This is a genomic window from Oscillibacter sp. PC13 (assembly GCF_900115635.1).
Lineage (GTDB): Bacteria > Bacillota > Clostridia > Oscillospirales > Oscillospiraceae > Oscillibacter.
In genome coordinates, this window is record NZ_FOXE01000006.1 from 123993 (window position 1) to 143393 (window position 19401).

Here is a 19401-nt window from a genome sequence, read left to right on the forward strand (position 1 = left end):
TGCCATGTCAATCAGAGATCAATTGGATATTTCCAAATATTTTGTAGTGGGTCCTGAGAATACAAAGGGCCGTCCGGTGTCACAGATGATCCGTGCGGTAGTAAATGCTGGATTCACCTGCATTCAGCTGCGCTCTAAAGAGGCAGGAGCCCGGGAAATGATGGATCTGGCGAACCAGTCTGCTGAGATTATCGCTGCAGCGGGAGCTTCCGATAAAATTGCCCTTTTGGTGGATGACCGGCTGGATGTGGTGCTGGCGGCCAGAAAACAGGGGATTAAGGTAGATGGTATTCATGTGGGGCAATCGGATATTCCGGTGGAGGTATGCCGGGAATATCTGGGGGAGGATTCTATTGTGGGACTTTCCGCCAGGGCTCATGAATTGTTTGACTATATTCAGACGGCCGATGTGAGTCTTGTGGATTACTTCGGCGCGGGGCCCTTGCGGCCTTCCATCACAAAACCAGACTGTGGGATGGATGCCGACGGTAAAATCCTGACCCGCAGCTTTGCGGATTTGACAAAGCTGGCATCTCTGAGCCCGATTCCCGTTGTGGTTGGCGGAGGTGTGACGGCGGAGGATTTACCCCAGCTGCACAAAACCGGTGTGGCAGGCTTTTTTGTGGTTTCCGCTATTGCGGGTGCGGAGGACCCGGAGGCTGCGGCCCGGAAACTGTCGGGGGCCTGGGAAGCCCGGTTGTGACAACAAGAGACTGTACTGGAAATGGTGGATACCGCGAGAAGGGCACGACATAAGTCGTGCCCTTCTTGAAAAATCGGAGGCGTTGTATGAGAACAGTTCGGAGAAGTGATGGAGCGAAACAAAGGCTCTTCCGCAAACGGGAAATAAAGAGTCTTGGCAGCTGCGCAGACTGTGCAGAAACAAAGCGGTGTACACAGCGGAAGAGACATCCCTTGAAACCGACAGAAAAATATTGTACGTTATAGATGCAGGCTGGCCCACCGGCCGAAGTACCATTTGAAAAAATGCCTTGGAGGAAAGACATGCGTATTGGAAGAAAGACCCCTAAAAAAGAAAAGTCGGCTATGTCAGTCTCCCTATACGGAAACCTGGTATTTGTGGTATTGGAGCTGGTCATGGCCATTTATACCAGTTCCCAGGCGGTGCTTTTGGACGCGGTTTACGATGGAATTGAGTTTTTTATGCTTCTTCCGTCCATCTTTCTGATTCCCCTGCTGTACCAACCGTCCAATGAAAAGCACCCGTTTGGATATATGCAGGTGGAGACGATTTTTGTAGTGGTCAAGGGCATTACCATGACCGCAGTCACGATTGGGCTGATTGCAAACAACATCAACCTGCTGCTCCATGGTGGCCGCGCGGTTTCCTTTCACACGGTTGCGTATTTCGAGCTCTTTGCCTGCATACTCGGAATTGCAGTCACCATCTATCTCTGGCAAAAAAACCGCCCGCTGCACTCGCCGCTGATTGCAGCTGAAATGGAGGGGTGGAAGATTGACAGCATGATTTCACTTGGCATGACAGTGGCGTTTTTGCTGCCGTCATGCATTCCATTTGCATGGTTTCAGCCTGCCATTCCCTATCTGGATCAGGTGATCACCATTGTGCTCTCCATGATTATGCTTCCGGTTCCGGTCAAAACTGTCCTCGCCGGGATCCGGGATCTCATGTTGATCCCGCCGGAAGAGGAAACCATACAGGAGATTAAGCAGACGGTAGAACCGATTATCAGTGTTTACGACTATTCGGAGATTTATTACGACATTGTCAGAACAGGGCGGAAGTTGTGGATCAGCACGTATATTACGCTGGAAAAAGATGAGATTTCCCTGAGTGAATTTAAAATCGCGCAGGCACGCTGCATTGATGCACTGGCAAAAAAGTATACGGATTTCTACTTTGAGTTATTGCCTGATATCGAATTCAACAGTAAGGAACTGCGCCGTGGATAACCAATGGGTGCAAATCCGGCGCGGCTTACCGGCTGGCAGGAGACATACTGGAAAGAAAAAGATGCGTTTGTTTGTGCGACAGGCCATTTTACTGAACCCACTGAAACAAAAAACAGATCGCGGAGCCTGCCGCTTGGTACAGGCTCCGCGGTTTTATATCCGGCTTTGTTTTTCGCCGCAGCTTGAACAGAGCGGAGTTTACCTGAATTTTACAGATCTTTTATGCGGCGACGATTGAGAAATACCTGGTTGATTCTCTAAAATATTAAATTGGAGATTTATACGGATTGCCCATCCCAATTAATTTGCCCACGACCCCGGTCCTTTCAGGCGATATCCGTATTCTATTTCATGCAAGGGAAATGCAATGAGAGAAGAACATAGAATCAAGCAACAGGTTTTACATGCACAAACAGATCAAAATGCGGCGGACGAGCTAATCCGGCAGTATCTCCCATTTATAAAAGCACAAACCGCCAAATTTATCAAACGGATTCCCCTCGAAGGACATGACGAAGAACTCAGCGTTGCCATGTTTGCGTTTTACGAAGCAATGCTGTCCTACCAAAGAGGGAGAGGAGCTTTCCTGAAATTGGCATCTGTATCCATTCGGAATCGTTTGATTGACTATGCCCGCAAAGAGCAGCGGCACACAGGAACGGTATCGTTGGATACCCCTGTCTCTGACGGAGAGAACAGCCGTACACTGCTGGATGAGACGGAATCTGCGAGTCATGAAATAGAAGAGCGCTATGAGCGCTTAGCTGCCCGGAACGAGATACAGGAATTTGCATTACAGCTTTCTGCATTTGGTCTGTCTTTGTCCGATGTGGCTGACAGCTGCCCGAAGCAGGAGCGAACGCTGCATACCTGTATGCTGGCTTTGGCATATGCAAAGGAAAACCCTGCGCTGTTGGAGCAGATGGTGGCCAACCGGAAGCTGCCGCTTGCACAGCTGTCCATGGGTGCGGGACTGGAACGGAAAACGCTGGAACGGCACCGAAAATACTTGGTTGCCATTCTACTGGCATATACCAATGGGTTTGAGATCATACGCGGCCATTTGCGCCAGATCAAGCGGAAGGAGGGACCACAGGCATGAGCTATTTCATTATGGAATGCCACCCAGGGTATGCCGTGGCCCTGGATCAGGATGGACGATTCCTGAAGGTGGCAAATCTGAACTATGAGGTAGGGCAAATGACCACTGCTGTTGTTGAACTGAAGGGACAGGCGAAGGATGGACATAAAGCCAGGTCCACAAAACGCCTTGCGATGCTGGCGTCCATGGCTGCGTGCCTCTGCATGATGGCTCTTGCTTCCTGGAAGTTTATGCTGACACCCTATGGAACGATTAGAATGCAGATCAACCCGGATGTGCAGATTCATATCAACCGTATGAACTATGTCATTGGCTTGGAAGGACTGAACAAAGACGGCGAAGCTTTGATTAAGGGGTATCGGTATAGCTGGAAGAAAGATGATGAGGCCTCTGACGATCTCACAGACAAGGCAATGGATATGGGATATCTGAAAGATGGCGGAACTATCCGGCTGACCGTTGACTCCAGAAATGAGAAGTGGCGGCAGGAAACGGAAGACCGTATTGTTCTGGAGCTGGAGATACACACGGGAAAGTCTGTCAAAATCACGACGGATCCCGTTCAGGACGAACCAAAGAAGCCAGATCCTATTTTGTCGCCACATCCGGATTCAAGCGTGCCGGCATTCAGGCCTGATGCCGTTACCTCCCCGCTGCAGCCGAGCACTGATGCGTCGACGGCTGATGGCAAGGACGACATTGACGATGATGGGGATGAGCGGGACGATGTGAACGATGACCTGGATGACGACGGCAGAGAAGGTGATGATCAAAACGATGACACCCGGGATGACGATGAATCTGCTGAGGATGCAGATGACTCACCCGAGGATGATGAGTTGGACGAAGAGGATGATCTGCCTGAAGATGGCGAAAACGACCGGGACGTTGCGCCGCATGAGAAGAATGATGACGAGGCTGATCAGGACTCCAGGGAGGATGCTGCATCAGAAGACAGTGACGGAGTTGACGAAGACGACTAAAGAGTTTTTTGAAAAAGTTTGGCGCTGACCCCGGTTTCCAATTATCTCCTTCGTATCCTTTATACATGAACAGCAAAAACACCATATTAAACTCAAGAATCAAAAGGAGATGCGGAAATGAAAAACCACAGTTTACCCAACAAATTACTGGCCTTAGTCTTGACTCTCACCATGGCTGCATCCATGACTGCATGCGGGGAATCAGCATCCACTGCTGCCCCTGGCAAAGAAAATTCGAACTCGGCCGCTGGTGCAATTCTGCTGAGCGTCAATCCAGAGATTGAAGTGGAATACGATGAGCGAGGAGCCGTTCTGGAGATTGAGGGGATCAACAATGACGGCAAGACTATAATTGCCGAATACGAGAACTACCAAGGCCGGGAATGCGCTGCCGTTGTGGAGGAACTGGTGCAGAAGATTTACAAGGCCGGTTACTTTGAAAACCAAGTGGACGGCCATGCAAAAAATATTGTGATCAAGCTTGAAAATGGATCCGCCTGTCCGGATGATGGCTTTCTGGAAGCGGTTGCCGATGGGGTACGAAAGGCTGTCAAGGAATGCGGCGGCGCGTCCGCTGCCATGGTAGTCGACGACGATGATCTGGATGCTCAGGGACGTATCGGTACGGAAAAGGCACGGAAGCTGGTCCTGGCGCAGCTGGGCCTGAGAGCGGACGGTGCGTCCTTCAGCGAGGGCAAATATGAACTGGACGACGGCATATATGAGCTGGAGTTTACCGTTGACGGTGTGGAATATGAGTACGAGGTGGATGCGGTCACCGGCAAGGTTTTGGAGGCAGACTACGACCACAACGACGACTGGGATGCCTGGGAGTTAGATGAGGCCGATGACGGCTTTGATGGTCGGGAGGACATCGACGATGATTTAAATGATCGGGATGATGTCAATGACGACTAATTGAGCACTCTGCCAAGGTGACGATTACAGTGCACCATACGGATGGGTTCACAATAATGCTCTTAGATTGTGGGAACAATTAAGGTCCTGCTGCAACGGCCAAAAGACGATTGATTCCGCAAGACCGCTTAAAAATGGAAATGGCAGGAAAACACTGACGGGCAACTCTCCGTGCGGAGAGTTGCCCGTCAGCACTTATATAGAGAAGCGTTACAAAATAAGTCAGTCTGCGCTTTGAAGCAGATTATACAACGGCCTCTATTTAAACGAAAGCAACTTCTTGAAAAATGTTCTTGACTTGGAGTGAACTCTAGATTGTATAATTGGTTTATTCTGATGTGGAGGCATATTTATGACCATTAAAGAAGTCAGTGAGAAGTACGGTGTCACACAGGATACCCTGCGCTATTATGAAAAGGTTGCAATGATTCCGCCTGTTACCCGGACCGCTGGCGGTACAAGAGACTATCAGGAGGAGGACCTTGCCTGGGTAGAGTTGGCCATCTGTATGCGCTCAGCAGGTCTGCCTGTGGAAGCCATGACGGAATATGTACAGCTTACGGCACAAGGCGACCATACAATTCCAGAACGGCTGCAGCTCCTGGAACGCCAGCAGGCGGTATTGCTGGCCCAACGGGAACAAATCAACATGACTCTTGAACGGCTGGACTACAAGGTTGCACGATACCGAGAGGCTGTAAAGACAGGAAAATTGAATTGGAATAAACACAATTGAAAAGGAAGGTTTTTAGATGATTTACAGAGACTTTCAAAACCTGAAGCTGTCCGGCCTGGGCCTGGGGATGATGCGCCTGCCTACGGTAGATGGGGATGATGCGGCCATCGACGAGGCGGCTGCAGCCGAAATGATCGATTTGGCTTACCAAAGTGGAATCAACTATTTTGACACCGCGTGGGGCTACCATGCCGGTCACTCCGAGGAGGTGGCAGGCAGGTGCCTGTCCAAGTACCCTAGGGAGAGCTTTTATCTCGCCACAAAGTTCCCCGGCTATGACAACTCCAATATGCCGAAGGTGGCTGCTATCTTTGAAGAGCAGCTCAGAAAATGCCGAACTGCCTACTTCGACTTTTACCTGTTTCACAATGTGTACGAAGGGAATATCGACGATTATCTGAATCCTGAATTCGGCATTCTGGACTACCTTCTGGAGCAGAAGAAAAATGGCCGCATCCGGTACCTGGGCTTCTCCTGCCACGGGTCCATCGAGGTCCTGCGGCGGTTCCTGAACGCCTATGGAGCGCACATGGAGTTTTGCCAGCTTCAGCTCAACTACATGGACTGGCACTTCCAAGGCTGTGATAAAAAAGCCGAACTGCTCCAGGAGCGGAATATCCCCATTTGGGTCATGGAACCACTGCGGGGCGGTAAATTGGCAAGGGTATCCGATAGGACCGCAGCCCAGCTGAAAACCATGCGGCCCGGCGAAACCATTCCTGGATGGGCTTTCCGGTTTCTTCAGGCGATTCCCGGCGTTACGATGGTTCTCTCGGGGATGTCCAGCATGGAGCAGCTTCGGGAGAACCTGAAAACCTGGGAGACCGATGCCCCTTTGACTGCGTGTGAGCTGAGTGCATTGGTAGACCTGCAGGATCAAGAAACCAAGGCTGGGGGTGTCCCCTGCACCGCCTGTCACTATTGCACAAGCCACTGTCCCCAGAGCTTGCCAATCCCTGATCTGCTGGCACATTACAATGAACACAAGCTGACGGGCGGCGGATTCCTTGCGCCTATGGCGGTGGGCAGTATGCCGGCGGACAAGCGCCCGGCCAACTGCATGGCTTGCCGCAGCTGCGAACAGGTCTGTCCACAGCAAATCGAGATCTCGGAGATTTTGCATGAGTTCTCTGATATGATTGGGATGTGAGCTTTGATGAAGCGGGAGAAAACCAATGAAGAAACTGCTGACTGTTTACAATGCCGCTTCCAACGGTATTGTGGAGCAGATTGCTGAGATGTTTCAAGCTGCGATGGGCGGCGGCTCGGCGAAGTGGAGGCCATTCCCGATCTGTTCGCTTGTATGAACACCAAACAGCACTATCATGACTGGAACGCGGACTACTACTATAACCAGGTCCATACGAAGGGACACGGCAGGGCTTCGGACTGTATCAAGTGCGGCAAGTGTGAAAAGGCCTGCCCCCAACACCTGCCTATTCAGGAACTGCTGAACGATGTGGCAAGGGAATTTGAACAGAGATAAAATTGTGCCTAAAAAGCGCACCCTTGCTTGGGACTGTATAATTGGCCGAAATTTCACCTTTAAGGCGACAGCTTTTTCCGGAACCGCAAAAGAAAATTACAAAAATCAAAGGGTGCTGTTATGGAATTCAAAGAAGTTATTAAAAATCGCTACGCCTGCAAAAAATTTGACGGCCCTCCAGTGGACAAGGCCCAATTAAACATAATTCTGAAAGCGGGCTGTCTGGCACCTACTGCAAAGAATTGCCAGGAATAGCGCATCTGCGTGTTGCAGTCGCAGGAAGGACTCGCCAAGGTTGACCAGATAACGCCCTGCCGCTATGGATCTACCACTGTCTTGGCGGTGGCGTTTGACAGCAAAAACGTGTTTACCTATCCAGGTGGGAAGCTGGACTCCGGCGTGGAGGATGCTGCCATTGTTGCTACCCACTTGATGCTGGCGGCCAAGGATGTGGGTGTGGACAGCTGCTGGATCAATTTCTTTGACCCGGAAGCCGCTGCCGGGGAGTTGGAACTGCCGGAGAATGAGAAGATTCTGATGCTTTTGGATCTGGGCTATGCTGCAGAGGGCGGCGGACCATTGCCGAATCACTGCTCCGTAAGGAACTGTCAGAGATTGTTCGGTATATGTAATTTAGGAGGAATATTACCATGAATAGAACGTTAGTAGCCTACTTTTCTGCCAGCGGCGTCACTGCCAAGGTTGCCCAAAATCTGGCTGCATCCATTGGTGCCGATCTCTTTGAAATCGTTCCAGAGACACCATACACTGATGCCGATTTGGATTGGAACAACCCGCACAGCCGCTCCAGTGTGGAAATGAAAGACAAATCCAGCCGCCCGGCTATTGTCGGCGGGGTGGAGAGTATAGGACGGTACGACACCATCTTTGTGGGGTTCCCTATCTGGTGGTATGTGGCCCCCACTATCATCAGCACATTTCTGGAACAATACGACTTGACCGGCAAAACCATTATCCCCTTTGCGACTTCGGGCAGTTCCGGTATGGGCCGGACCAATGCCGACTTGGAGCCTTCCTGTAAAGGTGCACTTCTGAAGGAGGGCAGGCGTTTTTCTGCTAACGTCGGCACTGACGAGTTGAAAAGGTGGGCCGAGAGTATTGGTGAACTCAATTGAAAATTGGCACAATGAAGGGTGAACTGCACTGGTACAAGAGAACTATGGAAAATACAAGAACTTTTCTGTAATAGCTCGGACGATGGAGGATACTGTAGGAAGAAACCCCGGGAAAAGCAGAAAATTTGCCGGAATCTCATGGCTCCAGCGGTCCATTCTGTCACGGACATACCATAAAACAGGGGCAGCGCATAGCGCTGCCCTTGTTTTATGGAGAAAGAGATATCGGAAATTTCACAGGACAATACATGACTACTGCGGCGGAAAATGTGAACATCCTCACAGGAAATTCGCGGTATTCCAAAGGCAGATGAGGACAATTACAAGCTGAAGCCCAATGAATAATTTATCCACGGAAGCCGCACTGAGCCGCTTGCTGCATTTACGTCCAATGGCACCGCCGGCAATACCGCCCAGAACCATAAGGAATATGACAAATGGAGAAATCGTGGGGATGGATCCAGAGAGAAAGGATTTTGCCAGATTTGTAGATTGGCTTAGAAGAATGATAAACAGGGAGTTTGCCACCGCAATTTTTGTGCCCATGCCAAAGAAATAGTGGAGGACAGCCATGTTGAAAGGACCGCCCCCAATGCCCAGAAAACTGGATGCACACCCCAGCGCGATTCCGATCACCACACATCCACTTGCGGAACGGATATGAATGGGATGGATCGTATTCTTTTTGACAGTATAGAAAAGAGTTGCAATGGTTAGAAGCATCAAACAGAGAGACTGGACAATGCCGGCGATTCTCAATGAGATGGCGCCGCAAATAGCCGAAAAAATCTGATTGCCCAAAAGGCCTCCCGCAGCTGCGCCGGCAGCCAAAGGAAATGTTGTTTTGAGATCAATCGTGCCGGAGCGGTCTAAAAAACTCCTGCTCACGTTGTAGAGGGACATAACAAAAACACTGCAGCTTGAAAGAAAGCTGGCCGCATCTACATCTGCAAGTCCAAGCAGATCCATTAGCGGCTTCATCAAAACGCCGCCCCCAATGCCACAGATCCCGCCGATGACAGAAGCGCCCAATGCAATTAAAAAAAATAGCAGGTTCACAGGTTCCCCTCCAAATGTATCGTGTTTTCCGTGTTACAGTTGCCACATCAATGGAAGAGTCCGGCAGGTAAGTGAATTTGCCAAGCCTTGTATGATACTGGCGATATCTGAAACAGTGCTGATGTCTACCCGGAAAAGGCCTCCGCATTCGCAGAATCTGCGTGTCAGAGGCACTTCCGCTATCTGATGTTAAATTTCGAGATGCAGGAATCAAGGAAGATTTTTTGAGATGGATAATACGCACTTGCCCCCAAAGCCTCTTCAATTCGAATCGCTTCGTTCCATTTTGCGGTGCGTTCACTTCTGGCAGCTGATCCTACTTTCAGCTGTCCTGCGCCGCTGGCAATTGCCAAATGTACAATGGTGGCATCTTCCGTTTCACCGGAGCGGGCAGATATGACGGGAAGATATCCGTGGCTCTTGGTATAGGAGATGGCCTCCATGGTTTCAGTAATCGTACCAATCTGATTCATTTTGATCAAAACGGCATTACAGCACTTCTCGGAAACGCCTCTTCGGATTCGTTCGATGTTGGTGGTAAACAGGTCGTCCCCAACGATTTGAATGCGGCGGCCCAGCCGCTCCGTCAGCAAGCGGCAGCCATCCCAATCCAGCTCGCCAGTACCATCCTCAATGGAGACGATGGGATACCGCGCTACCCAATCGCACAGCAAGTCGATGAATTGTGCAGGGGTGTATTCTCTGTCCTCCAATGACAGGGTATATGTTCCGGTTTTCTCGTTGAAAAACTCGCTGGAGGCAATATCCAGGGCGATTCCCAAATCTTTTCCCGGGCAATACCCGGCTTGTTCAATACTCTCAGTCAGCAAACGGAGGCCGTCCTCATTGCTTTTGAAAGCTGTGGGCCAAAAGCCGCCCTCATCCGCGATGGAGACCGGACGTCCACTTTCCTGGAAAAGCTTTTTGGCCGCAAGATAGGTTTCCGCTACCATGGCGTAGCCCTCAGCGAAGCTTTTTGTGCTGATCGGAATCACTAAAAAGTCTTGGATATCAATGGCGTTGGCGGCATGGGCACCTCCGCCTATTATCTGGACCATTGGTACGGGAATCGTGTTTGCCATGGCGCCGCCCAAATAGCGGTACAACGGCTGATGTTCATAATTTGCGGCTGCGTAACAGGCTGCCAGGGAACAGCCGAGAATCGCATTTGCACCCAGCTTAGACTTGTTGGGCGTTCCGTCCAAGGAAATCAACCGCGCGTCAATTTGACGCTGATCCCTTGCATCCAGACCGATCATAGCGGGGCCAAGCACCTCGTTAACATTGTGAAGCGCCTGTGCAACGCCCTTGCCTCCGAAGTGAGAATCTCCATCGGGTAATTCTAACGCTTCAAATTTCCCGGTGGATGCGCCTGACGGAACCATTCCCCTGCCGGTTGTCCCGCCAGCCAGCACGACTTCCACTTCAATGGTTGGGTTTGCCCGGGAATCATAGATTCGGCGCGCATGTACAGCTTCTATTGCATAAGGCTTCATAGAGACGGCTCCTTGTCATCGATTTTACGGACAAGCAGGCTGATCGCCTGCTGATAGGTGGAAAAGTCCTGACATAAGATTTCGGATGCGGCCTCACGAACCAGGTTTTGATCCTGCGCTGCCGTCAAATACTCCACCGGGGACTTTCCATCCACCCGCGCCAGCAGCAAAAAGCCAAGTGTTTGGATTGCCTGCCTTTCCAAAAGAGTAGGCTCCACGCACGTAACGCGATCAAAGTAGAGCCGCATCATGTAGGAAAGAAGTTCTAGGTAGCCATGACTCCACTCGGGGTGCTTGACCGCCTTGAGCAGAAAGTGGTTGGAGAAGAACGCCACATCAAAGCAGGGATTCCCGTAGCAAGCAACCTCCATGTCCAAGATGCAGATACCGTCATCTTTTACAAGGATATTCTTTGGACTGTAGTCGCCGTGAATCAAGACAGACCGCTCTGTGGTTAAAAAAGTCATAACGGCAGCACCTTTTTTGGCGAACTGCGGATATTTTTTCAGCACATGCTGGATATAGGGCTCAATACGCAGGTCGTAAAAAAACTGTTGATTATGAAAGCGACGGGCAATTTCCGCAGAGTGCGCCGTCTCATTATGTACTGTACACAGAGCTGTAATGGCTTTTTCTGCGACACGGTAGTTCATCTCTCCATTTAATAGGCGGCTCTTCCACATTGCCCAGCTTTCAGGAACAGCCTTCCGAACCATAATGTAGTTTTCTGCATCATAACTGATCGGCTTTGGAACAGCATTGGGGACCAATTTGGCATACTGCTCGAACACATCATATTTCCACACGGAGCCGCTGCGGAGCGCACTCCCAGGGTTCCGCGACCTTCAGCCGGGCAAGCGCTTGTTTTACAAGGATTTGTGCTCCCCCCTCCGAGGCCATTGCCGCGGTTCCGGAGACGCCGCTGGAGAAATACTCCACCTGCGTGTTTGACGCAGAATGGATGAATCCTCGATCGAGGAGATATGACAGGAGTTCTTCCCAGTTCTCAATCGAAGCCATATCGAACACTTCCTTTTGTATAAATGCCTGGCAAGGGGAGTCAATTTAAGGCTGCGCAGAGCTAGATAGCGCTTAAATCGTCATCTGCCATGCAAAGGTGGACGGCACCAATTTTGAACGTCCTGGGAAGAGCCAAAATATGCGGATCGCTGCCGACAAATTTCTTTTTCGCGTCCTCCAGGGCCTCTTCAAACGTTGCGCGGGTCTTCAGGCCCATGCTGCGGGCGATGCCAGGTTCCTGTGCGCCAACGATATAGATGGCACTGGTATTCATTTCCGCGATATGCCCGCAGGACATCATGGAGAATCCGTGGAACGGATGGAACGCGTTGGCATAGCGGTATTTACGGATATACTCCTCATTCGTCGCGTAATACTCGCCATAGCGGTTCATATCAGGAAGAATATTCATGTAATCATGCTGGAACAGTTCATATAGCTCCCGCAAATACGGCCAGCGTTCGTCGTGGAAATAGCCGTTGCAGATCGACGAACAGATGATAACACAGTTTTCTTTCATCACGCGCTTATGCCGAATCACCTGGGCAGAAAGCGCCTGCATCATCTGGATGGGATTCGTGCCCATGCCGTTTCCGTAGTGGAAATCCTGCGGCATGCCAAAGATCATGACATCATATTTTTCTTTCGCAAAGGGAACATATGTACGCTTGTTAGCCATGGGCCAGGAGGCCTTTTGAACATCCGCGGCATAGCCGCTCCAGATTTCAATTTGCCGGGAGTAAGTATCCAGGACCGCGTCGCAGCAGAAGAATTTGTGTCCCATCTGCTCCTCTATGTACATGCCGATCTCATCAAACTTCGTGCGCATGAGGGAGTGCCCGGAGACAGGGGTAAAGTCTTTCCGATGCATGACGTCGGGGACATGGTGGGACGCAATTGAACGCCAGTGCGTGATGCCGGTAGAGCAGTGCTTGTAGCCGCCCGAATAGCCGCCGTAAGGGTTCCCTTGGCAGTGGCCAATCAAAATGGGCAGGTCGCACGTAAATACATACTTGTTCATCAGGACGGGATCGCCGCGGGAGGTAGTCCCCAAATCGACCATATGTTCATCGTCTTCGCTGTCGTGGGAGGTAATCTGCCCGGAATAATAGAACTCATTAAAAAGCTCATCCCCTAAAATTTGCTTCATTTCCGCGGCGGTGGCGCGGGGGTGAAGACCATTCGAGAACAGGAGCAGAATATCCTCTTTATTGACGCCGGCCGCATAAAGCTCTTCTAAAATGACACGAATTGCGACCTTCCGGTGAGAGGTGGCTTGGCAGCCGCCCTTCACGATGTCGGGAATAACGATGACCACAGAAGAACCCTTATGTGCCAGTTCGGAAATGGGGAGCATCCCGATCGGATTGCGGACGGACTGCTGGGTTGCGCGGTAGATGTCCGCCTCTGGAATATGGGGAGGATCGGGAACAGTCTCGCCCGGAATAAAAATATCTGTGTTATCAGGCAGCGTGGCGCCCATGACGCCATGTCCATACTCAAAATCCAGTTTCATAAATATTACACCTCTTCTGAAAGTAAATCTCGTTTGCTTACCGTCAGAGCCCTTAAAAAATCATTTATACGAATACTTCGTTAGAACAAGTTGCCGTCTGCATCAAAATTCCAAACATACGGATCGGTCAAAATTTCAATGCATGCCGTGGCCGAGAGCGTGGGCAAGAGCGCCGTGGAGACTTCAATCTCGCCAATGTGCAGTGTATTTGGAATCCGCATGAGACGAGCTTCCTCAGTACGTATTCCGTCGCATGTGTACAGGGCAGCCCTGATTGCCAGCAGGTCGTTTTGCAGAATAATTGGAATCCGCCCGCCAGCCAGTGAACGAGAGGTGATGTTGTTGGCATACCCTGCGTCAAAGTCGATTTTGTCAAAAGCACGCTTGGTAGAAAAGTCTGCCAGACCTATACCGGTGGCATTGCCATGGCTCTCATCACTCACATCCAGGACCACTCTGCGCTGCACATCCGGCTTCAACTTCAGATGAGGATTTCCGGAAATGCCGGTCACATTTGGATCCATGCCAGGGCCGCTGAAATTTTTTCCAATTTGATCCACAATCAGAACATCGAACTCGTCTGCGGGAAGCCTGGGCATGCTCATCTTTGCTTCGGCCTGCAGCAGTTTCTCCTGCTCGGGAATCTCCTCCGGCGTTAAGGCGATCACCCTTCGAACTTTATCCAGAGGGTTTTCCAGGGTGGCAAGTCCAAAGAGAACATTTGCGTGTTTTAATACAGCAGAGCCAAAAGCAAATACGTTGTGGGACATGTCATCCATGGGAAGACGGTGGCATGTGGCAGCCCCCACGTTTTTCCCAAGGCCGATTGTCATCATCTTCATCAAGCCGCTCTCATATTCACCGCGAAAGTTTGTGTGCGGCTTGATGCGGTTGACGATTACAATTCCGTCAGCCTCGGCGGCATACTTGTCAATGTAGACTGGATACCCATCCATGTTGCTTCCAATCTGCACGACCTCCATCGTGGCGCGAATGGGCGCTCCTACGGTTTCTTCCGTAATACCAAGGTTCTGCAGCATCAAAGCCTGTCCCTCCGCAGTTCCGCCGCCATGGCTTCCCATGGCAGGGATGAGGAAGGGATCAGCGCCCAAGGCTTTTAATTCCGAAACAATCGCACACATCTCCTCCGGGTATCGATCGGTTCCCCGACTGCCGGCAGTGATTGCAATGCGCATACCAGGCCGGATGGAGCGGCAGATTTTTTCCTGGGAGAGGGCATCGTGGATGGCTGCTGGGAGATCCTCTATTTTTGTTTGATCGAAATTCTGACGAATCCGGACCATTGAAGGGAGCTTGACACCCTCCAGCAGCCGGCTGACAACATGGTTCCGATCCCAGTGACTGTCTCTGAATACTTGACCCATATTTGTTGTTCACCCTCTTGTTGCTTATATCCTGGACTTGACAGTTATTGATACTGCCCCTTCATGTACTGTGCAATTAACTCGGGATCATCGGTGGAAGCCATCATAGACATTTTATGAGACTCCTCCTGGCTGAGGGATCGGCACCGTTCCAGCACCTCACGCAGGTACTTCCGGGGGAATTTTACCGCACCATTTTCGTCCATATGAATGACTTCACCCGGGCAGACGTCCATGCCGCAGATCTCCACGGGGACATTGACGGCCTTGACGGCCATAGGCCCGTGGCCGGCAGACGTTCCCGTCAGCATATACTGCAGTCCCATTTCACGAATTTCGTCCACATCACGGGATGGACCGTCAGAAATGATGCCGACACATCCGACTGATTTAAAAGCAGTAGCCATGTTGCCGCCGCAAAGGCCGATTTTTCCTTTAATGGCTTCGGGGAAGTCCTGTTTAATAAGCAGAACCACGGGCTGGGGAGAGTCCTTGATGGCATGGAGTACATCCACGAGTGCGGGACCTGCCTTGATGGTGGCATCAGGGATTCCGTATACGCAGGTTACGGCAAAGCCGCAGGTACGGCCAAGCTCTGGATACATCACACGCAGGGTTTGGTCCGTATACCAGTTGCACTCCCAAGGAGAGTACAGGTTCAGGCAGGTGGGGGCGCCTGGATAGGTGGCGACCACATTAGTAATGGTGGGCGTGTCAAACTGTTCCAGTTCCTTGATGATCTCGAGTTCTACCTGCAGACTGACTGCCTCGTTCTTCATTTGGGGCCTCCTTATTTTACAGCGTCAGCCATATCGCGCATTTTCTTGCCCTCGTTCTTCCAGAACTTTTCCAGGACCTTCAGCTGGTCTCCGAGGGAGAAGTGCTTCACACCCAGGGAGATATAGTACTCCGCGGCTTCAGGGGTCGGGATTTCGCAGCGGGGCTGTACGCCGTGCTCCAGAGCAACCTCGATCATCTTACGCTCGGCAGCCTTGTACTCAGCTTCATATTCCGCCCGATTTTTGCCGGCGCTCATGGAGTAGTCCGAGGGGCCAAACTGAACCATGTCCACACCGGGAACGGAACAAATCTCCTCGATGTTCTCCATGGCCTCCTCTTTTTCGATCATGAAGCACAGTACAATATCGTCCAGACGCTTCACATGATCCATCTGATCAATATGGGACTGCGTTCCGATGTAGCGGCGGTTGGGATATCCAAAGCGGCCGCGGCCCAGGCAGTCCGGCTTCATCATGGCAACGCTCTCCCGCACCTCATCCGCAGTGTGGTGATCTGCGAAGTTGATGGCCTGAAAACCAGCGGCAACTGCTTTCTGCGCCACATATCCCCGGTTCTGGAAATCTACTTTTATCATGGTGCCCATGTTTTTCAGCTCTGCGGCCCGCGCGATATTCTCCAGATCTGCATGGGTGAACGGCGCATACTCGGCGACAAATTCCACATAGTCAAAATTGCTGGTTTCCCCGATGATTTCCGTGTAGAAAGGCCAGGTGCTCCAAATGCGGGTGGACGTGGTGGGAAGATGGTCGTTAAGAAGGGCTCTGATCTTATTTTCTTTCATGGTCGTTTGTTCCTTTCTGTACGTCAATTGGGGAATTACTTTACAAAGCAATCAGAAAATTCGCTGTGCAGAACTGCGTTCAGCTTTTCCCAGACCTCTCCGGATGGCCGGCGCAGAGGGCTGCAGGGAGGTCCGGCATGAAGTCCCACAATGTTGGCCGCTTCCTTGGCAATGGTGGGGCCGGGGGCCATGCCGAGAATCGGCTTGAGCTTCAGAAACTTGTTTTGTGCCTGCTCAGCGGCCTCCATATCCCCCTGGACATAGCTTTCATAAATCTTGACCTGATTGGCGGGAATGGAATTTGCCGGGCCGGAAACAGCCGCGGGAGCGCCTAGCTTGAATGCCTCCAGGAAGAGGGCGTCGATGCCCATAATGACCTGGAACGTATCCGAATTGTAGGCCATATATTGCTTGAACAACTCGATATCGCCGCTGGAATCCTTAATGCCGACAATGTTCGGCAGACTGACCAAACGGCCCAGCAGCTCTGGCGTAATACAAAGTCCGGTGCGGGGAGGAATGTTATAAAGCAGAATTGGAAGCGGGCTGTTCTCCGAGATAATTCGATAGTGCTCGTAGAGATCCTCCTGGGTTGGGGCGATGTAATAGGGGGTTACCACCGCCACGGCATCCACACCATGGCTGGCGGCCATTTCGCACAATCGCAGAACCTCCCGCGTTGTTGGCGCACCGCAGCCAGCGATGACGGGAACCCGTCCTGCCACTTGGCTAACAATGACGTCCAGAATATGTGCCTTCTCTTCCAATGTGTAAGCAGTAAATTCGCCGCAGGAGCCCAGGGCAAAGATACCGCCGATCCCGCAGCGGATCCCGTTTTCAATAATTTCACAAATTCCTTCATCACAGATGCTGCCATCCTCGTTGCAGGCGGTCAGCAGTGCGGGAATAATACCTTTCAATGGATTCATAAAACGTGCTCCTTTTGAGTTATTGAGATTCTGGAATTTAGATACAGCCAAGCAGGGAGACAATTCCAGAAACCATCATAAAAAAGCAGATACAAAGCTTCAGGGATTTCACATTCAGACGGTGGAGCAGCCGGATGCCAACCTGTTTCCCCAACAAAGAGGTCGCCATGCCCAAAATTGCCAGAGGAAGCAACTCTACTGTTAAAATTCCGCTCGCAAATCGGGCCGCTATCGTCAGCGACATGTTGATGGTAAAAAAGGCCTGGAGGGTTCCCACATACGCTTCTTTGTCATCTCCTGCGAGGGACAGGAAATACATGGCGATTGGCGGACCTCCAATGCCAAAAAACGCGGTGCCAAGACCAGAGAGAACGGAACAGAGCACAGTCGTCAGCAGGTTTTGCGGGAGGCGAACTGTTCCGGCTTTCCACACGTTATAAAGATTGTATAAGCCCAGCAGAATTAGAAAAATGGAGAAATAGAGCTCCAGATTTTCTATGTTTGCTTTCCCGAGAAAGAAAACACTGGGGACGCTCACGAGGACATAAAGAGTCGAGGGGAGCCAAAGCTGTTTCCATAGAATGTGATGGCGGTACTGCCATGCCAATACCAGAATGCCCGCGTAAATAATGGCGGAAGAAAGGCCGGAAGCCGCCAAGAACGGCAGCAGCAATGGCAGAAACTGCATCAAAAAGATGGCTCCGCCAAAACCGATGGTAGCTGTTAAAAAGCCAGCGACTGCGGATAGGGCAGCAACAGCAACATACAGAAACATCTCGCGTTACAGGCGCTTACGTAGTTCATCAAAACGGGCGCCCTGCTCCGTCCAGAAATTCTTCAACACCTTCATCTGGTCACCCACGCAGAAGTGGCGGACGCCCATTTCCAGGTAGTAGGGCATCTCATCCATGCTATCAATATGAGCACGGGGCTGAATCCCTTTTTTAAGCGCCGTCTCAAACACATACCGCTCCGCCTTGCGCCACTCTGCCTTGTGTTCAGCTGGATTCCAGCCGCGGGTAATGCAATAGTCATTTGCGCCGAAGGTAATCATATCAACGCCTTTAATCTTGCAAATCTCCTCGATCTCGTCCACCGCAGACTGTTTTTCAATCATGAAGCACAAAACAACCTGGTTTAAGCGCTCCACATGGGCCATACAGGGAATATGGGACTGCATGCCGATAAACCGAGCGTTGGGGTAACCGAAATGCCCCTCCATTCCAGGGCCTTCTGGGCGAACCATGTTAACGGTTTCGCGGACTTCCTGGGCAGAGTGGTGGTCGGAAAAAAGGATGGATTGAAAACCCGCTGCAATTGCCCGCTGCGCAACATAGCCGCGATTCATGAAATCCACCTTGATCATGCTGCCCATGTTGTACAGCTCGGCGGTTCTGGCCAGATTTGCCAACTGCTCCTGAGAAAAGGGAACGTATTCTGCGACGAACTCGAAATAGTCAAACGCCCCGATGTTGCCCAAGGACTCTAAAAAGCCGGGCCAGGTACTCCAAAGTCTGCTGCTGATTGAGGGCTTTCCCTCATCCAGAATCATACGCAGACGATTCTCTTTCATCATGCTGTGCCCCTCCCTTTCTTCTGCTTCAACGCTCAGCGGATTTGTTCTCCGACCTGACGGTTCAGGACCTCGATTACATAGCCCAGTTCCTTTGTCGTGTCAAAATATGCCCAGGTTTTGCCTAGGTTTTTGCCCACAGCGGATCCATACTGGGTACACGCAATACCCTTCGATTTGAAAAACTCCATAGCTTCGTTCAAGGAGCCCACTTCGTACTTCAGGTGATGTACGCCTTCTCCCTTTTCACGCAGAAAGTCTTTCCAAACGCTCTCTCCGTCCACCGGCTCAATCAGCTCGATTTCGGAGGTTCCCATGCGGATGAAGCAGAAACGCGCGGTAAACCATTTTTTCTCGCCATGGTAATAGAGCTGCACGTCCTCAGGCTTCATTTCCTTTGGGGGAAAATCTGTGATGTTGTACTCTGTGAAGTCTTCGATCAAACGCATGCGGTCCAGGGTGTCTTCAATATTTTTGACAACAACACCAACGTGCAGATAAGAATTCAAATCAAGTTTACTCATAAAAATCAGGACTTCCTTTCT

At 51.1% G+C, this 19401-nt stretch carries 24 protein-coding genes; 12 read left to right on the forward strand and 12 right to left on the reverse strand.

The features are described from left to right. Window positions 1-4: 4 nt before the first annotated feature. The 12 genes from BMZ81_RS05100 to BMZ81_RS05145 all read left to right on the forward strand — a co-directional run bounded on the left by BMZ81_RS05100 (window position 5) and on the right by BMZ81_RS05145 (window position 8296). Window positions 5-703 carry a thiamine phosphate synthase gene (locus BMZ81_RS05100; RefSeq protein WP_091129399.1) on the forward strand — a complete coding sequence of 233 codons (699 nt, stop codon included), beginning with the start codon at window positions 5-7 and terminating at the stop codon, window positions 701-703. 302 nt (window positions 704-1005) lie between these two features. Then, window positions 1006-1935, forward strand: coding sequence for a cation diffusion facilitator family transporter (locus BMZ81_RS05105; protein ID WP_091129401.1), 930 nt, complete (start codon window positions 1006-1008; stop codon window positions 1933-1935). Window positions 1936-2527: 592 nt separating this feature from the next. Beyond that, window positions 2528-3037 (forward strand): hypothetical protein, encoded by a 510-nt coding sequence (locus BMZ81_RS05110; RefSeq protein WP_242942571.1) that lies wholly within the window; start codon window positions 2528-2530, stop codon window positions 3035-3037. Further along, entirely contained in the window at window positions 3034-4020 is a 987-nt protein-coding gene (locus tag BMZ81_RS05115; RefSeq protein WP_091129406.1) for an anti-sigma-I factor RsgI family protein, read from the forward strand. The genes BMZ81_RS05110 and BMZ81_RS05115 overlap by 4 nt, the downstream gene beginning before the upstream one ends. A gap of 117 nt (window positions 4021-4137) precedes the next feature. Next, entirely contained in the window at window positions 4138-4938 is an 801-nt protein-coding gene (locus BMZ81_RS05120) for a PepSY domain-containing protein (RefSeq protein ID WP_091129408.1), read from the forward strand. 352 nt (window positions 4939-5290) lie between these two features. Then, the gene (locus tag BMZ81_RS05125; RefSeq protein ID WP_091129410.1) at window positions 5291-5674 is read left to right on the forward strand and encodes a MerR family transcriptional regulator; all 384 of its coding nucleotides are present in this window, start codon (window positions 5291-5293) and stop codon (window positions 5672-5674) included. A gap of 16 nt (window positions 5675-5690) precedes the next feature. Then, window positions 5691-6824, forward strand: a complete 1134-nt coding sequence (locus BMZ81_RS05130; protein WP_091129412.1) for an aldo/keto reductase — start codon at window positions 5691-5693, stop codon at window positions 6822-6824. A gap of 25 nt (window positions 6825-6849) precedes the next feature. Next, window positions 6850-6981: a hypothetical protein gene (locus BMZ81_RS14365; RefSeq protein WP_278308870.1), complete on the forward strand. Its 132-nt coding sequence runs from the start codon at window positions 6850-6852 to the stop codon at window positions 6979-6981. Continuing rightward, complete coding sequence (locus BMZ81_RS05135; RefSeq protein WP_242942569.1) at window positions 6948-7160, forward strand: 4Fe-4S dicluster domain-containing protein; 213 nt, start codon at window positions 6948-6950, stop codon at window positions 7158-7160. The genes BMZ81_RS14365 and BMZ81_RS05135 overlap by 34 nt, the downstream gene beginning before the upstream one ends. Before the next feature lie 120 nt (window positions 7161-7280). Next, window positions 7281-7415 (forward strand): nitroreductase family protein, encoded by a 135-nt coding sequence (locus BMZ81_RS14385; protein ID WP_347498052.1) that lies wholly within the window; start codon window positions 7281-7283, stop codon window positions 7413-7415. 12 nt (window positions 7416-7427) lie between these two features. Next, window positions 7428-7814, forward strand: coding sequence for a nitroreductase family protein (locus BMZ81_RS05140; RefSeq protein ID WP_347498053.1), 387 nt, complete (start codon window positions 7428-7430; stop codon window positions 7812-7814). Next, the gene (locus BMZ81_RS05145; protein WP_091129417.1) at window positions 7811-8296 is read left to right on the forward strand and encodes a flavodoxin; all 486 of its coding nucleotides are present in this window, start codon (window positions 7811-7813) and stop codon (window positions 8294-8296) included. Before BMZ81_RS05140 ends, BMZ81_RS05145 begins: the two co-directional genes overlap by 4 nt. A 279-nt stretch (window positions 8297-8575) precedes the next feature. Here BMZ81_RS05145 and BMZ81_RS05150 read toward each other — a convergent pair whose 3' ends face one another. The 12 genes from BMZ81_RS05150 to BMZ81_RS05205 all read right to left on the reverse strand — a co-directional run bounded on the left by BMZ81_RS05150 (window position 8576) and on the right by BMZ81_RS05205 (window position 19380). Continuing rightward, window positions 8576-9355 (reverse strand): sulfite exporter TauE/SafE family protein, encoded by a 780-nt coding sequence (locus BMZ81_RS05150; protein WP_091129419.1) that lies wholly within the window; start codon window positions 9353-9355, stop codon window positions 8576-8578. Window positions 9356-9534: 179 nt separating this feature from the next. After that, window positions 9535-10851, reverse strand: a complete 1317-nt coding sequence (gene eno, locus BMZ81_RS05155) for a phosphopyruvate hydratase (protein WP_091129422.1) — start codon at window positions 10849-10851, stop codon at window positions 9535-9537. After that, entirely contained in the window at window positions 10848-11642 is a 795-nt protein-coding gene (locus BMZ81_RS05160; RefSeq protein WP_091129423.1) for a phosphotransferase family protein, read from the reverse strand. The genes eno and BMZ81_RS05160 overlap by 4 nt, the downstream gene beginning before the upstream one ends. Before the next feature lies 1 nt (window position 11643). Further along, window positions 11644-11871 (reverse strand): hypothetical protein, encoded by a 228-nt coding sequence (locus tag BMZ81_RS05165; protein WP_091129426.1) that lies wholly within the window; start codon window positions 11869-11871, stop codon window positions 11644-11646. A gap of 61 nt (window positions 11872-11932) precedes the next feature. Beyond that, a complete protein-coding gene (locus tag BMZ81_RS05170; RefSeq protein WP_091129427.1) occupies window positions 11933-13387 on the reverse strand; it encodes a lactate racemase domain-containing protein in 1455 nt (484 codons plus the stop codon). 80 nt (window positions 13388-13467) lie between these two features. Further along, window positions 13468-14772 (reverse strand): nickel pincer cofactor-dependent isomerase, group 22, encoded by a 1305-nt coding sequence (locus tag BMZ81_RS05175; protein WP_091129430.1) that lies wholly within the window; start codon window positions 14770-14772, stop codon window positions 13468-13470. Window positions 14773-14816: 44 nt separating this feature from the next. Further along, a complete protein-coding gene (locus tag BMZ81_RS05180; protein WP_207645609.1) occupies window positions 14817-15551 on the reverse strand; it encodes an RraA family protein in 735 nt (244 codons plus the stop codon). A gap of 11 nt (window positions 15552-15562) precedes the next feature. Then, window positions 15563-16354 (reverse strand): HpcH/HpaI aldolase family protein, encoded by a 792-nt coding sequence (locus BMZ81_RS05185; RefSeq protein ID WP_091129431.1) that lies wholly within the window; start codon window positions 16352-16354, stop codon window positions 15563-15565. A gap of 35 nt (window positions 16355-16389) precedes the next feature. Further along, window positions 16390-17283, reverse strand: coding sequence for a 4-hydroxy-tetrahydrodipicolinate synthase (gene dapA, locus BMZ81_RS05190; RefSeq protein ID WP_091129434.1), 894 nt, complete (start codon window positions 17281-17283; stop codon window positions 16390-16392). A 37-nt stretch (window positions 17284-17320) separates the two neighbouring features. After that, window positions 17321-18058, reverse strand: a complete 738-nt coding sequence (locus tag BMZ81_RS05195; RefSeq protein WP_091129436.1) for a sulfite exporter TauE/SafE family protein — start codon at window positions 18056-18058, stop codon at window positions 17321-17323. A gap of 6 nt (window positions 18059-18064) precedes the next feature. Beyond that, complete coding sequence (locus BMZ81_RS05200) at window positions 18065-18859, reverse strand: aldolase/citrate lyase family protein (RefSeq protein WP_091129438.1); 795 nt, start codon at window positions 18857-18859, stop codon at window positions 18065-18067. Window positions 18860-18891: 32 nt separating this feature from the next. Beyond that, complete coding sequence (locus tag BMZ81_RS05205; protein WP_091129441.1) at window positions 18892-19380, reverse strand: VOC family protein; 489 nt, start codon at window positions 19378-19380, stop codon at window positions 18892-18894. Between the last annotated feature and the right edge of the window lie 21 nt (window positions 19381-19401).

Coding starts and splice junctions, on each gene's coding strand:
- BMZ81_RS05205 (WP_091129441.1), bottom strand. CDS start 19,380: ATGAGTAAACTTGATTTGAATTCTTATCTGCACGTTGGTGTTGTTGTC.
- BMZ81_RS05195 (WP_091129436.1), bottom strand. CDS start 18,058: ATGTTTCTGTATGTTGCTGTTGCTGCCCTATCCGCAGTCGCTGGCTTT.
- BMZ81_RS05130 (WP_091129412.1), top strand. CDS start 5,691: ATGATTTACAGAGACTTTCAAAACCTGAAGCTGTCCGGCCTGGGCCTG.
- BMZ81_RS05125 (WP_091129410.1), top strand. CDS start 5,291: ATGACCATTAAAGAAGTCAGTGAGAAGTACGGTGTCACACAGGATACC.
- BMZ81_RS05100 (WP_091129399.1), top strand. CDS start 5: ATGTCAATCAGAGATCAATTGGATATTTCCAAATATTTTGTAGTGGGT.
- BMZ81_RS05170 (WP_091129427.1), bottom strand. CDS start 13,387: ATGAAACTGGATTTTGAGTATGGACATGGCGTCATGGGCGCCACGCTG.
- BMZ81_RS05115 (WP_091129406.1), top strand. CDS start 3,034: ATGAGCTATTTCATTATGGAATGCCACCCAGGGTATGCCGTGGCCCTG.
- BMZ81_RS14385 (WP_347498052.1), top strand. CDS start 7,281: ATGGAATTCAAAGAAGTTATTAAAAATCGCTACGCCTGCAAAAAATTT.
- eno (WP_091129422.1), bottom strand. CDS start 10,851: ATGAAGCCTTATGCAATAGAAGCTGTACATGCGCGCCGAATCTATGAT.
- BMZ81_RS05185 (WP_091129431.1), bottom strand. CDS start 16,354: ATGAAAGAAAATAAGATCAGAGCCCTTCTTAACGACCATCTTCCCACC.
- dapA (WP_091129434.1), bottom strand. CDS start 17,283: ATGAATCCATTGAAAGGTATTATTCCCGCACTGCTGACCGCCTGCAAC.
- BMZ81_RS05175 (WP_091129430.1), bottom strand. CDS start 14,772: ATGGGTCAAGTATTCAGAGACAGTCACTGGGATCGGAACCATGTTGTC.
- BMZ81_RS05120 (WP_091129408.1), top strand. CDS start 4,138: ATGAAAAACCACAGTTTACCCAACAAATTACTGGCCTTAGTCTTGACT.
- BMZ81_RS05145 (WP_091129417.1), top strand. CDS start 7,811: ATGAATAGAACGTTAGTAGCCTACTTTTCTGCCAGCGGCGTCACTGCC.
- BMZ81_RS14365 (WP_278308870.1), top strand. CDS start 6,850: ATGAAGAAACTGCTGACTGTTTACAATGCCGCTTCCAACGGTATTGTG.
- BMZ81_RS05180 (WP_207645609.1), bottom strand. CDS start 15,551: ATGAAGAACGAGGCAGTCAGTCTGCAGGTAGAACTCGAGATCATCAAG.
- BMZ81_RS05200 (WP_091129438.1), bottom strand. CDS start 18,859: ATGATGAAAGAGAATCGTCTGCGTATGATTCTGGATGAGGGAAAGCCC.
- BMZ81_RS05105 (WP_091129401.1), top strand. CDS start 1,006: ATGCGTATTGGAAGAAAGACCCCTAAAAAAGAAAAGTCGGCTATGTCA.
- BMZ81_RS05165 (WP_091129426.1), bottom strand. CDS start 11,871: ATGGCTTCGATTGAGAACTGGGAAGAACTCCTGTCATATCTCCTCGAT.